Source organism: Acinetobacter sp. ANC 5054 (genome assembly GCF_002135295.1).
GTDB lineage: Bacteria > Pseudomonadota > Gammaproteobacteria > Pseudomonadales > Moraxellaceae > Acinetobacter.
Window position 1 is genome coordinate 367,100 of record NZ_NEGG01000001.1, and the last position, 14,363, is coordinate 381,462.

At 40.2% G+C, this 14,363-nt stretch carries 12 protein-coding genes and 1 pseudogene; 7 read left to right on the forward strand and 6 right to left on the reverse strand.

The genetic code is table 11. The features are described 5' to 3' along the window. Positions 1-56: 56 nt before the first annotated feature. The 3 genes from murC to gshB all read right to left on the reverse strand — a co-directional run bounded on the left by murC (position 57) and on the right by gshB (position 3,861). Positions 57-1,505 (reverse strand): UDP-N-acetylmuramate--L-alanine ligase, encoded by a 1,449-nt coding sequence (gene murC, locus B9T33_RS01735; RefSeq protein WP_086177222.1) that lies wholly within the window; start codon positions 1,503-1,505, stop codon positions 57-59. 14 nt (positions 1,506-1,519) lie between these two features. Further along, positions 1,520-2,617, reverse strand: coding sequence for an undecaprenyldiphospho-muramoylpentapeptide beta-N-acetylglucosaminyltransferase (gene murG, locus B9T33_RS01740; protein WP_086177223.1), 1,098 nt, complete (start codon positions 2,615-2,617; stop codon positions 1,520-1,522). Positions 2,618-2,916: 299 nt separating this feature from the next. After that, positions 2,917-3,861, reverse strand: a complete 945-nt coding sequence (gshB, locus tag B9T33_RS01745) for a glutathione synthase (RefSeq protein ID WP_086177224.1) — start codon at positions 3,859-3,861, stop codon at positions 2,917-2,919. A gap of 325 nt (positions 3,862-4,186) precedes the next feature. Here gshB and B9T33_RS01750 point away from each other — a divergent pair, with 325 nt between their 5' ends. From B9T33_RS01750 to B9T33_RS01770, 5 genes and pseudogenes are all read left to right on the forward strand, one after another. Further along, positions 4,187-5,089, forward strand: coding sequence for a GGDEF domain-containing protein (locus B9T33_RS01750; protein WP_086177225.1), 903 nt, complete (start codon positions 4,187-4,189; stop codon positions 5,087-5,089). Positions 5,090-5,604: 515 nt separating this feature from the next. Then, positions 5,605-5,802, forward strand: a complete 198-nt coding sequence (locus B9T33_RS01755; RefSeq protein ID WP_086177226.1) for a DUF3565 domain-containing protein — start codon at positions 5,605-5,607, stop codon at positions 5,800-5,802. Positions 5,803-5,858: 56 nt separating this feature from the next. Continuing rightward, entirely contained in the window at positions 5,859-6,269 is a 411-nt protein-coding gene (locus B9T33_RS01760) for an NUDIX hydrolase (RefSeq protein WP_086177332.1), read from the forward strand. A 209-nt stretch (positions 6,270-6,478) separates the two neighbouring features. Beyond that, on the forward strand, positions 6,479-7,084 hold the full coding sequence (locus B9T33_RS01765) for an alpha/beta fold hydrolase (protein WP_086177227.1): 606 nt from the start codon (positions 6,479-6,481) through the stop codon (positions 7,082-7,084). A 307-nt stretch (positions 7,085-7,391) separates the two neighbouring features. Further along, positions 7,392-7,950 (forward strand): annotated as a pseudogene (locus tag B9T33_RS01770) (DUF4372 domain-containing protein). 57 nt (positions 7,951-8,007) lie between these two features. On the opposite strand, the gene B9T33_RS01775 reads toward B9T33_RS01770, so the two are convergent. The 3 genes from B9T33_RS01775 to pyrE form a co-directional block, all read right to left on the reverse strand. After that, a complete protein-coding gene (locus B9T33_RS01775; protein ID WP_086177228.1) occupies positions 8,008-10,782 on the reverse strand; it encodes an ImpA family metalloprotease in 2,775 nt (924 codons plus the stop codon). Positions 10,783-11,337: 555 nt separating this feature from the next. Further along, positions 11,338-11,829, reverse strand: coding sequence for a hypothetical protein (locus B9T33_RS01780; protein ID WP_086177229.1), 492 nt, complete (start codon positions 11,827-11,829; stop codon positions 11,338-11,340). 75 nt (positions 11,830-11,904) lie between these two features. Beyond that, on the reverse strand, positions 11,905-12,555 hold the full coding sequence (pyrE, locus tag B9T33_RS01785) for an orotate phosphoribosyltransferase (RefSeq protein WP_086177230.1): 651 nt from the start codon (positions 12,553-12,555) through the stop codon (positions 11,905-11,907). A gap of 40 nt (positions 12,556-12,595) precedes the next feature. On the opposite strand from pyrE, the gene B9T33_RS01790 reads away from it, so the two are divergent. Then, on the forward strand, positions 12,596-13,414 hold the full coding sequence (locus B9T33_RS01790) for an exodeoxyribonuclease III (RefSeq protein ID WP_086177231.1): 819 nt from the start codon (positions 12,596-12,598) through the stop codon (positions 13,412-13,414). A 593-nt stretch (positions 13,415-14,007) separates the two neighbouring features. Continuing rightward, the gene (locus B9T33_RS01795) at positions 14,008-14,355 is read left to right on the forward strand and encodes a Spx/MgsR family RNA polymerase-binding regulatory protein (RefSeq protein ID WP_086177232.1); all 348 of its coding nucleotides are present in this window, start codon (positions 14,008-14,010) and stop codon (positions 14,353-14,355) included. Positions 14,356-14,363: the final 8 nt, after the last annotated feature.

Sequence of the window (14,363 nt, forward strand, 5' to 3'; positions counted from 1 at the left end):
TTATATCCTTAAACTTTTTCTACTGTCTAAATAAATTTTTCAATCACTCAAAATGATTATTTTACATAGAGATGATTTTGAGCAAGTTCGATTGAAATTGCTCCAACATTACCTGCGCCTTGTGTTAATAACAAGTCATTCGCTTGTAACACTTTTTTCATCGCAGCTTGGAGATTACCTTCAACAGGGTCAATCAAAATCGGTTCAACGTCACCACGTAAGCGAATACTACGCGCCAATGCACGACTATCGGCACCAACAATCGGTTTTTCCCCCGCAGGATACACTTCTAGCAACAGCAATTGATCGACTTGCGACAATACATCGACAAAGTCATCAAAGCAGTCACGGGTACGACTGAAACGGTGGGGCTGGAACATCATCACTAAACGGCGGTCAGGATGGCTGGCACGTGCAGCTTTAATGGTTGCTTCCACTTCTTTTGGATGGTGACCATAGTCATCCACCAATTTCACTACGCCACCTTCGAGTTCAAATTCACCTTGAACTTGGAAACGACGACCAACGCCACTGAAGCTTTCAAGCGCACGTGCGATAGCAGCGTCAGATACGCCTTCGTCCGTTGCAATGCCAATTGCCGCCAAGGCATTTAAAATATTGTGTAGACCCGGCAAGTTGATGGTTAAACGTAGCGGCTCACGATCTTTACGTAAAACGGTAAAGTGCGATTGCATGCCTTCTTGTTCAATATCTACAGCACGAATATCGTTGTCTTCATTGAAACCATAGGTAATCAATGGACGACCAATACGTGGCATGATTTCACGAATGTTGGCATCATCACCACACACCACGGCCAAACCATAGAACGGAAGTTTTTGTAGGAACTGTACAAAAGTATCTTTCAATACGTCGAAGCTACCGCCATAGGTGTCCATGTGATCCGCATCAATGTTGGTCACAATCGTTGCCATCGGCTGTAAATGTAGGAATGACGCATCAGATTCGTCTGCTTCAGCGACGATATAACGGCTTGCACCCAGTGCCGCATTGACACCTGTACGGTTCAACAAACCACCGATGACATAGGTCGGATCTAGATTTTCTTCCGCCAACATACACGTCACCAAACTGGTAGTCGTCGTTTTACCGTGTGTACCTGCAACGGCAATACCGTGACGGTAACGCATCAACTCACCCAACATTTCAGCACGACGCACAACCGGTGTACGGGTTTCAATCGCAGCTTTAATCTCTGGGTTTTCAGCATCAATAGCCGTCGATACGACAATAACATTCGCACCATGAATATTTTCAGCAGCGTGACCGATATAGACCTGAATGCCATTTTCTTCAAGCTGTGCTGTAGTTTTAGAGGCTTTGATATCTGAGCCTGAAACTTTATAACCTTGGTTTTTCAAAACTTCGGCAATACCACACATGCCCGCACCACCAATCCCAATAAAATGGATATGTTTAATACGGCGCATTTCTGGCACTTTAATAAGCTTTTTCGCTTGATCAGCAGGCGTTGATGGAGACATAGATTACTCGAATTTTACAAATCTTGAATTAAACGAACCACGTGCTGGGTAGCATCGGGTTGTGCCTGTTGTCGCGCCTTAACCGCCATTTCCATAAGTAATCGACGGTTCATTAGCGGCTGCAACAACGCTGTTAAACTTTCTGCGGTCATATCCGCTTGCGGACAAATTTTTGCGGCATTGATATCGGCCAAGAAACGCGCATTTGCTGTTTGGTGGTCATCCACAGCAGATGGAAGTGGCACAAATACAGCTGCCACACCTGCAGTTGCAATTTCGGTGACCGTTAAGGCCCCTGCACGGCAAATAATTAAATCCGCTGAAGAATAAGCCTCTGCCATATCTTCGATAAATGGAGATACTTCAACCTTGAGTGTTTCAGGTGCATCGGCATATCGAGCCAATGTGGTTTCAGTATTATTTTGACCACATTGGTGATAAACACTTAAAGGTAACTCAAGTTGCTTCAATGCCGCAGGAACACATTCATTTAAAGCACGCGCCCCCAATGAACCACCCACAATCAAAATACGTAACGGCTGACCCGATTTCTCACGCTCTTGGTAACGCCAAGAAGGATTTAAAATTTCGGTGATTTCCTTACGCACGGGATTACCCGTCGCCACCACTTTGGATTGCGCTGGGAAGGTGTTGGGAAATGCTTCACATACCGTTTTGGCAATGCGTGACAACTGTGTATTGGTGAAACCAGCAACAGCATTTTGCTCATGAATAATCACAGGAATACCTAAAGCACGTGCTGCCAAACCACCCGGCCCTGCCACATAACCGCCAAAGCCAGCGACCGCATCGACCTTCAACTGTTTCATATAACGCATTGCACTGAGCGTTGCTTTTAAAATTTTAAAAGGTGCCATCAACTTACGCACGACACCATTGCCGCGCACACCTTGAATATCAATTTGATAAATTGGAATATTATGATTTTTTAACAGGCGATTTTCCATGCCTGTTGGTGTTGCTAACCACGAAACTGTACAACCCTGATGTTGTAGCTCTTTAGCCACAGCGAGTGCTGGAAAGACATGACCACCGGTTCCGGCAGCCATCATCATGACATTTTTCGGCTTTATTTGCGTTGCTTCGGTCACTGTCTAATTCTTCAATCTAAAATTTGGCTAATGAAATTCAATTTTAAGCAAACAATTGTAATCACAAACGCATAACCGTGAAAGGCAATTTACTTTTTTTCAACAGGCGTATGATTGTTTTTTTCTACATATTTTAAAAGTTTAAACTAGTTTTATTATTAATCTATGAGAATTCCAAAAAATTCAGAGAAATTTATGCTTTATTTGCATTTACTTACAGAATTGTTCAATCAAATCGCCAAGTCCATACCCAGAAACAAAAAAAGAGCCCCTATGGACTCTTTTCTGAAATTTAAAGCTTAAGCTTTTAAGCCTGCTTCAAGCACATCAAATAAATCATCGGCAATCGATGTACCAAATTGCGCATCAATTTCACGCACGCAAGTTGGACTGGTCACGTTGATTTCTGTTACGTAGTTGCCAATCACATCCAGACCAACAAAGACTAAGCCTTTTTCACGTAAAAATGGCCCGACTTTGGCAGCAATCGCTTTGTCATTTTCAGTCAATAGACGCGCCTCACCTAAACCGCCCGCTGCCAAGTTGCCGCGCACTTCACCATTTTGTGGAATACGTGCCAAGCAATATGGCACAGGCTCACCATTGATCATCAAGATGCGTTTATCGCCATCGACAATTTCTGGAATATAGCGCTGCGCCATAATTGGCAGCGTGCCGTTATTGGTCAGGATTTCAATAGTTGAACCAATATTTACGCCATCTTGATAGAGACGGAAAATGCCCATGCCGCCCATACCATCCAGCGGTTTAACAATAATATCACCATGTTCTTTAAGGAATTCACGAATCAGGCTTTGTTGTGAAGTCACTAACGTCGGCACTTGCAGTTCTGGGAATTGCGTCGCAAATAACTTTTCGTTGCAGTCGCGCAGGCTTTGCGGTTTGTTGATGATCCATGCACCTTCTCGTTCTGCCTGTTCCAAAATATAGGTGGTATAGACAAAATTCATGTCGAATGGAGGATCTTTACGCATCAACACCACATCATAATCAGCAATCGATTCTTTTTTCTGATCGCCCAATTCATAGTAATGGTTGTAATCTTCAAAGACTTTTAAAGGCGCGATTAAGCCAAATGCTTTGCCATGTTCGATGTATAAATCCTGCTGTAATGCATAGCCCAATTCATGGCCACGGCGTGCTGCTGCCCAGAGCATCGCCATTGAGGTATCTTTTTTTAGGTTAACATTTTCGATGGGATCCATCACCACAAGTACACGCATGTCTTTGCTCTTTTAAAACTAATCTGCTTAGGAGTATAACGGAGATTATTCTTTTGTTTATTCTGATTTTGCATGTGTATGTATAGATTCGTGTGTTGAGGGAAATAATTAAATAAACTTACATAATCAGCCTTATGTTCAGTAGAGAAAATATATTGCAATAACATCATTTGGGCAGATGTGTATTATTAATCGCCAAACAGTTTATGCATATTTTAATCTCACCCTCCATCTCGCCCATCGCTATTTTGGCGAAAAAATACGTGCTTTTTCTTTTTTTTAGCTATTGTGTTACTTATTGTAAATCAAGAAATAGAATTAATTAATGATCAATATTGAGCAGATGGCTATCATTCTTGATGCTTTGCCAGACCCTGCTTTTATCTTATCTCGAAGTGGAAAATATGTTGCCATATTTGGTGGTCGCGATAATCGCTATTACCACGATGGTTCCGGTCTAGTTGGTTCGTATATTTCAGATGTTATCAAGCCAGATAAAGCCAACTTGTTTATGCAACTCATTGACCAAGCACTGGCGTCAGGAAATCTACTCATCGAAGAGTACGAATTAAGCAATAGGGATGTGAAAGGTCTACCCGATTATGGTCCTGAAGCGCCGATTTGGTTTGAAGTGCGCATCCAAGCCCTAAGTTTTTCTGTAGATGAAGAAGATGTTGTGCTTTGGGTCGCCAGTAATATTTCAGAACGACACAACTTGGAAATTAAGCTGAAAGAACTCAGCCATACTGATCAGTTAACAGGTCTTTTCAACCGAAGAAAATTAGAGCATGACTTAGCATTACATTATGAGTCATACCGAAGGCATTCAATGCAGACCTCCATCTTGATGTTTGATCTTGATAACCTCAAAAAAATCAACGACAGCAAGGGGCATCACGTGGGTGATGAGGCCATCCGAGCAGTCGCAGACATTCTTCGTTTCACACTGCGCAAGACAGATTGTGCCTGCCGCTTAGGTGGGGATGAATTTGTGGTCGTCTTGCCCAATACCGGGCGTGAACAGGCTATTCAGTTTGCTAAACGGATACATGAGCATGCCAGAAATGAATTAAGTCCGTTTTCTGTAGATAACGTGCATATCACTGTGAGCATAGGTGTGACAACCATAATGCCAGAAGATTGCACATACGAAGATACGATTAAACGTGCTGATCTCGCTCTGTATAAAGCCAAACATGGGGGGAAAAATAGAATTGTAGCAGTCTAATAGTGCGACAGACATGAACCAACTTTCACAGTCCATTTAACAACTTGATATTCAAGCAGTTGTGATTGCTCAAAATGGACACACCAACATAGGTAATATCATCAGAGATACGCAACTAAGTTCATCACAAGAACGTCCATCACCAAACGTCATTTATTGTACCTTTGGTTAGGGCAGCGAGCATAGAGATGCTGTGTCGAAAGGTTTGCACTACTGTCACACGTTCGAATCTTGACGCATGACTAAATGCATCTTTAAAGTACTTATATGGTATTAAAAGATATGACCATTCCTGCGGAGTTGTATGGTGTACATTCGGTGACTTTGTTTATTCCACAAGATGTGCGGCACCCCCAGCCATTCGACGATTTATGAAATGAAGTCAGGCAATTGTTATGGTTCTAGCCCTGACTGTTCTAGCCCTGACTGTTCTAGACCTTAAGGGTTGTGACATGATTGATAAAAGGGCTATATGCCCTTTTATCTTTTTTATAAATATCCAAAAGGGAATGTATATGCAGCAAGCGATTATTGGTTTTCACTTAGATGAAGAGCAGCATTGGGTCGCTGATTTGGCCTGTGGTCATGGGCAGCATGTGCGGCATAATCCACCGTGGCAGAACCGTCCTTGGGTGATGACTGAGCAAGGACGGAAAGAAAAATTAGGTGTGATGTTGGAGTGTAAGAAATGTGATGAAGAGCATTTTTTATAAAAGGTTTTATGTTAACTGATAGTATAACTAGATCATTCTCTATAAATACTTTAAGTATGACCGTAATAGAAAAAGTAGTACCTGTCATATTTAGACATGTAGGTCAAAATATTGAAATATTAGTTTTTAGACATCCTATTGCAGGCATTCAAATTGTAAAAGGTACTGTTGAGGCTAATGAAAAGCTAGAGGATGCAGCTATACGAGAACTTTATGAAGAGTCAGGAATTTCATCTACAAGTATTCATTCATATTTCGGTTTACATTATCCATCTGAATCAGGACCTAATTGGCATGTATTTGTGTGCGATACAACAGAACCATTAAAGGAAAATTGGACACATTTTTGTAATGATGATGGTGGGTTAGTGTTTAATTTTTTCTGGCATCCTCTTGTAGAAGAGCCAACGGATGAATGGCATAAACTTTTTAAAGAATTATTAGAATTTATAAAATCCAGATGTTAGGTTCTTTATCCGATATAGACACCAACATATCAAACCGTCCTCTAAGAAAATTGGAAAAGTATATATTCTAAAAGCGGACATTTCTATTTTGGGCTTACAATAGAATTTCATATAATCGCCTTATGTTAAATGCATCAAAAACTTATCTAGACGAATAAAGTTATACAAGATAGTGTTTTAGCAATTAAAATTTTTAAGATTATGAAAAGATGGAAAAAATAGTATTTTTACCAGGTGCATCTGGAAACCTTGATTTTTGGAAACCTTTGATTGAGTTTTTACCAGAAAAATATGAAAAACAAATTATTGGGTATCCTGGTTTTGGAAATATTGCGGAGGATATTAGTTTAAAGAATTTTAATGATTTAGAAGAATACGTTACAGGAAAAATTAATTCAGAATCTATTCTAATTGCCCAATCAATGGGAGGCATTTTTGCTGTTAATAAAGCATTTACCGATTCTAGTCTAATCAAAGGTCTTGTTTTAATAGCAACATCAGGAGGAATCGATTTAACTCCATTCAACGTCCAAGACTGGAGAACTGAATACCAAGAACAGTATCCACGATATCCTGAATGGTTTATGACAACAAATGTAAATTACGATGACTATTTGGAAAAAATTAATATTCCAACTTTACTAATTTGGGGAGATGCTGATCCTATTAGCCCAGTAGCCGTAGGAACATATTTAAACACTAAATTAAAAGGTTCTACTTTAAACATTATTAGTAATGGTAAGCATAATTTGGCTGAAGAACATGCTAAAGAGGTTAGTGTTTATATCAATCAATTTTTAGAAGCCATTTCTTAATTTTTCTAAAATTAACATAATACACGTTATACGAAATTATTTAATTTCAATAAATTAGAACAACATAAAGCACCTATTCTGTAGGATACGAGCCTTTTAGCAAATTCATACTGTTCCACGTATAACATTTGATCAACATTCCACGATAGTGTTTAGCTTAACTAACCACTAATATCTTCAAAGACAAATAAAAAAGGAAGCTCCTGCTCACTGCTGCCCCATAGTTTGGTTTAAATAAAAAAAGCCTGAGTCTAAAATCGTTAAAATATAAGTGCGAACAAACATATTAACGCTAAGGACTCAGGCTTTGTCACATCAGAATATTGTATTCCACCAATTACTCAAGCCAATTTTAAGACAAGATTTTGAACGCCTTGCGAAACAACATCATCAAGGACAAAAATTAAGATCTGCAACAAGATGGGATCAATTTATTGCAAAATTGATGTCTCAATGATCATGCCGTCAAAGCTTGAGAGACATTGTATCTAATCTCGAATCGCGACAAGAAAAGGACATTTGAATTTCAGAGTAATAACTTTCATTTAGCAGCATCCACGATTGCTGCGATTTATAAATATCGCTGGAAGATTGAGTTATTCTTTAAAGCCATTAAGCAGAATTTAAAACTCAAGTCATTTCTTGGCCGAAGCAGTAATGTAATACACAACCAAATATGGATCGCCTTAATTGCGTATTTATTGATAAGTTTTGCGAAACATCTAGCACAGGAAGGATGCCGTGTTCAGCATTTGCTGAGGATTATTCAGGTGAATTTATTTGAAAGAAAACTATTAAGATCACTCTTTATACCTAATAAAAAATGGCGAAAACAAGAAGAACCTCAATTGAGGTTCTTCTTGTGAAAATTGTGGGACAGCAGTGAGCCAAAGCTTCCTTTTTTAATCAAATTGACATTATTTTTAATATGGCCAAGCTGGTGTCGAGTTATTGCTTAAATCAATCCATTTTCCTAATTTCAACTGGTTATGATTTCCTTTTGGCAATGCATAGAAACTATATGGCGCAATTGCTAAACCCAGATCCGAAACTGAATTTAAGGCATCATTACTTAACGGAATACCATACATCCAGAAGATATTACGCATATCTTTGCCAATAATTTTTGAACTTAAGACATATAGTAAATCATGGTTTGAGATGGTTTTCGCTGTTTCTACTGTATAACGGCCCATTGCATAATGAGACGCACTTGCCGCCGTAAAGGTCTTATTCACCAAACGATCACCTTTAGTTAACAAAGCAAGATAGTCTAAAGTCGAGGTTACCGTCGGTTGGCTCAATCCCGTGCGATATTTGGCAAATTGGAAGCCCAATTGGAAATGCAAAGTCCGCATTTTGTTTTGGTAGTCCATGTTTGACCAAATACGATTTTGCATTTCTGTCAAATACGCAGCATCACTTAAGCCGAGCTGGCGCGCTGTAATAATATCGCTATACGTGCCCACATAGTCCATCGGGTGCCCATTGTCTGCCACAATTCCTAATGTTTCCAATACACGTAGCGCAGTCGCACTCGCGAGAATGTTATTGTCACATTCAACCACGCAACCATCGGTACCATTCGGCTTGATTCGCATAATGCGCTGCACCGTGTTATGTCCCATTTCATGCGCATAGCCCCAGCCTAAGCCGACCCCTGCTGAGCCATCAATTGGGTTGCCAGAGCATAAGAAGCCACAGGTCGCAATCCACCCAACAAAATGCTGTACCACAGGTTCTTTATGTACACTGCCGTCACAAGTCCAACCAAAGGCATTACATAGCGAAGACACTGTTGTTGTCATGCCTGCGTCATTATAACCATTGGCAATATGGTTACTCATAAACAGACCGTCACGAATATAGGTATTGGCATACACTTCCGGCGCTGTAGAGCCGATCGCACTTTTGGCGTATTTCATGACTTGCTGAATTTCACCGCCAGTAACTTTGGTAGTTTGCCAGCCATACGTACCCGCAGTCAGTGCTGCCGCTGCATCTGAAATGTCACTACTACTGGTCTGCTGTGTATAATCAAAGTGTGAATATTTCACAGTACCTTTAATACGGAGCTTCACCACCGTATCTGCTGTCGCGCCACTATAATTCAGCATAAGCGGACCACCGTTTGGTGATACAAAATGGTTTACACCGCTTTGCAATTTGACCGTAAACGATTGTGGACGCAGTGGTCGTGCATAACTATCTGAGCCTTCCGTCAGCGGATTACCCCATGTACGCAATAAACTGGTTTGAATGCCCAAACTACCGGTACCTGCAGCATCTAACACTTCAATTTCAACTGCTTTGCCTGGAAGTGCACCGCGACCAATCAAGGTCACACCGCCCGTTTGTGGAATTGTCACTTCAATACTTTCTGCTACGCTGCTTGGGCTCATTAACTGTGCAGAGGCAGGCATGTAGTCGCCTTGGCCCGTAGCCGTTGCAGTTGCAGAATCACGCGCATACCATTGAAATGCATCACTAGCATAGGCTTTTAGGAAACTTGATGGATTGCTACGACTAATTGAACCATATACCGTCGATGGTCGCTGCATATCAGCCCATAACACCAATAAACGGTACAGTAGGTATGAACGCTCTCCAGCAAAGATATCGACATTGACTGAATTCAGCGTAGAAAGTTCGTTCAACACTGTTGAAAATGGTACAACAGGTGATGTATCAATATTTAAGTTGACTGCTGGATTATCTTGTTTGAGTAAGTTTAATGAGGTTTTTAAGCTCTCAAACTTAACACCTGTTGTCAGCAAGTATTCTAGCGCTTGCGCCCCTGTCTTCCCTTCAACTTTGACATTATTTTCAGCCGCATAGTAGTTGCCCGGATAGCCCCCCATAGTCATACCCATAGCAGTCACGACTTGCCTACCACCTGCAGCTTCAGTCCAGCCCGGTTGCAGATACATTACGGCTTTACCTGCCGCCAAATATTTGCGAACTAAACCAGCTAATTCATTACTCGCCTTAACACCGCCACCAAAGACAATTAAGTCAGCCTGTTTCCAGCAAGTATTACTACTATCCGTTACATCACATTCAATCGCTTGCCCTGTAGAACCAGCACGGGCGATAAATTTACTCACTGTTGCAGCGGTATAGCCCGCCGTGACATATTTCACCGTGCTCGGCAAAGTCCCTGTCGCAGAGCCAGTAACCAACCATTTAAAACCGCGTAAAAACAGTGGATAGTGCTGCGTTTCTTTACTGTCATTCGCCATCCAGTTCAGTACGTCGGCACCATATGCCATACCACGACCATTCCCTAAACTGGTTAAAGCCGCCATACCACGACCACTATTGGAAACAATGAATGGAATCGCGGTTGTACCAGACTGAACACCAATTTCAGTACTGGTTCCAGTACCAATATTTAAGTTGGGATCAATATTTTTGCCGTAAATGGAGCTCAGTACACCATTAATGTAATTATTTTGAGCATTCGCTTCAGCAATGGCTTGATCCAATAACGAACTCATATCTGAAGTTTGTAAACCAGACACATCACCCGTTGCCAATGCCTTAGCAATACGCTGTGAACTCGTTGGAGGTGCCTCAGGAGCAGTATTATTATTGCCAGCATCTTCTGTTACTCCCCCATCTCCACCGCCGCCGCCCCCACATGCAACGAGTCCTGTTACACTTAAGACGAGTGCTAATTTGAAAAGTTGTTTCATTAATGGCTTCCTGATTCTTTTTAAATTTGGCAATGTATTGCACGAGTTTGGCACTGAAAATAAATCATCATGAGACACCGTCATTTTCACTGATGTCATATTCCTTTTCAGATTACTGAACTGTATTCCTTAGTTACGTTGACAGACTGCATAACGAATAAGCCGTAATAGATTTACAGCAGGGAGAACATTCAAACATGAAAACTCAAAAATAAATTTGATACAGCATTTCACCTGTTATCCATCACATACAATTAAGAATTCAATCACTCACACACTAGATTGATACACTTTAAATGATAGATAAATATAAAAATAAATCAAATAATATCATATAGATACGATTATATTTTAATGTGTTTATATTCATTAAAATAGCAACAAATCGCGATTTTCTAGAACTTTCTTATATTGTTTATAGACACAGTTCACTTTTCAGATTGCATAAAAAAGGAAGCATTCGCCTCCCGTTTTAAACATCTAAAATGTATCTCTCTTAATTGCCCTATTTTTCACGGGAAGCTTCCATGTTTATCATATAGCTTTCTTAACACCTCATTGAATGCGAAAAATAACGTGCTCCGCATATAACCATGAGCGCTTGCCATCGACATATTGCACACAGACAGCTTCGCCATTTCGTGGTGCATGACTTTTTTTTCTAAAATGAATAATGCCTTGCTCAGCTGCCAAAAGATCAAATTGATAAAGATGAGGACTTTTTCGCCATAATACACGAGGTAAATCATCATCCATACGATTTGCGACAAGACCACAAATCTCTTGTATCTCATTTTTTAAACCTGACCGATGATGTTGATCTAACTTAAAAGCGCAGTACAACACAAAAATGCAGCACATGAATGCGTAAAAACTTGAGCGATCTTCCCCTTCAATTAACTTATACGGAACGTAATAACTAGCAAAAACAACAATTACTAAAAGAACTAAAGCCCAGAAATGTAAGAGCCCTAAGAATGAATCCAACTGCACAATCAAGACAATAATAATTATTGTTGGTAGGATGCTATATAACCAGTGCTTCATTATTTTTCTAATAGATAAAAATAAAGCCCTATATTGAATAGAGCCTTATTAAAAATCAATGCTTTAAATTAATCATTAGATACCGTATTTCACACGATACGCTTCCATTTTTGCCAAAGCTTCTGTTTCACCTTTCGCATCTAAGAAAGTCATTAAATCTTTCATGGTAATTAAAGCATGTACTGGAATTTCTAATTCTTTTTGCACTTCTTGAATGGCAGAAAGTTCGCCTTGGCCTTTTTCTTGACGGTCAAGTGCCACCAACACACCCGCAATTTGCGCGCCTGCATTTTTCAGAATAGTCACCACTTCACGGATTGCAGTACCCGCAGTAATCACGTCATCAATAATCCAGACTTTTTTACCTTCAACTGAAGCACCGACAAGTACACCGCCTTCACCGTGATCTTTGGCTTCTTTACGGTTAAAGCCCCATGGCACGCTTACGCCATGGTTTTGTGACAATGCCACAGCTGTTGCAGCAACAAATGGAATACCTTTATAAGCAGGGCCAAAAACAACTTCCACATTATCGCATTCGGTTAGTTTCGCAGCATAGCCTGAAGCCAAGAGTGAAAGCGCTTCACCGTCATTGAGTAGACCTGCATTAAAAAAATAAGGACTCACACGACCCGATTTTAAAGTAAACTCACCAAATTTAAGCACACCACGTGATAATGCCAGTTCGATAAAAGCTTGTGGATTAAATGCCGCTTGCGCTGTCATGAGGTGCTCCATTTTTTTAAGTTTGAGGTTAAACCTGAGCATGATACCAAAGAGTAGCTATCCAAGTGATCAAAAAATTCTGCGTGTCGTTTCAATTAATGTGAATGGTCTACGGTCGGCAGAAAAGAAAGGCATCTTTGATTGGATTGCACAATCCGATGCAGATGTCATTTGTATGCAAGAAAGCCGCATTACCCATGAGCAATGGACCGATAAATTTAAACCCGAAGGCTGGTTCACTCACCTCTTCCCTGCAGAACGTCCTGGCTATGCAGGTACTGCGATTTATAGTCGCTTGCCCTTTGTTTCAGTCAAAGACGGTTTAGGCTTTGAGCTTGCAGATACCCAAGGTCGCTTTATTTCAGCTGAATTTGATTTAGGACTGGGTCAAACTGCACATATTTGTTCATTGTACTTACCCTCTGGTTCGTCTGGCGATGAAGCCCAAGCCCGTAAAGATTTATTCTTAAACGAATACAAGCAAATCTTAAAACAATGGCGAGCTGAAAATAAATCCGTGATTGTCTGCGGTGACTACAACATCGTGCATAAACGCATTGATATTAAAAACTGGTCAGGTAACCAAAAAGCCTCGGGCTGTCTACCCCATGAACGGGCATGGCTTGATCATATTTATGATGAATTGGGGTATATCGATACCTTCCGTGAAGTGCGTAAAGAAGCTGAGCTTTACTCATGGTGGTCAAACCGTGGTCAAGCACGTGCGAAGAACGTCGGTTGGCGGATTGACTATCAAGCTTGTTCACCAGATTGGAAAGCACGTACAGTCAACGCATGGGTATTTAAAGATGAATGGTTTAGCGACCATGCACCCGTAATTATTGATTATCAACTTTAAAAGACCAAGTAATTCAGTAAACATTTGTTTACTGAATTAATGTCAATTTCTTACAAGTTCTTCCGTTATAGTAGATTTATCTCACAATCATAGAAAGGCATTATGGTCGCACGGCACAGGGACATGTCAGGATGACACAAAAGGATTGGACGCCGAAGGAAGTATAAAAACAGACTAAATGATTTAGCTTGTTTTCATGGATGTGACAATGGACGTTGTACTGAGACCCGCATGATCAGGATGATTAAATGCGGGTTTTCTCTTCTCTAAGCCACCCATTTTATTTTTTTATCTGCACTACTTATTCTTCTCATTTTATTTTTAATCTGTTGTTGCAGTGCAGTTTAATTTTTCATATGAAATTTTGTTGATTCAATTTTTTTACTTTTTTCTTAAGCCTTAGTTTAAAAGCCGTTCATGTCAATTTAGTGACGGATTTATTGCCAAGTGATGACGTATTCATCCTGATTAATCAAATAAAAAATAGCAATGTCCCATAGTGCACTCCGCGATTTTTGGTTAATCTTTATAGCAATCTTAATGTGATATTAAAACTTTTTCATATCTATTCTTTTTATTTAGGACGCGTTTACATGCTTAAAATTTATGGCATCAAAAATTGTAATTCGATGAAGAAAGCCTTTGATTTGTTAACTGAGCTCGGCTTGTCTTATGAATTTCATGACTATAAAAAACAAGGCATTGATGCAGAAACAGTTAAAAAATGGCTAGATGCCAAAGGTGCAGAATTAATTCTGAATAAAAAAGGCACCACATGGAAAAAACTCAGCGAAGCAGAACAGCAAGATGCTCTATCAAGTGAGGCTAAACTGATTGAAACGCTAACCACGCATAGCAGCATGATTAAACGTCCAGTTTTAGACACAGGCGCTGACCTATTGGTGGGTTTTGATGAAGCTGCTTATCGTGCCTTGAAATAAGTTTGAAT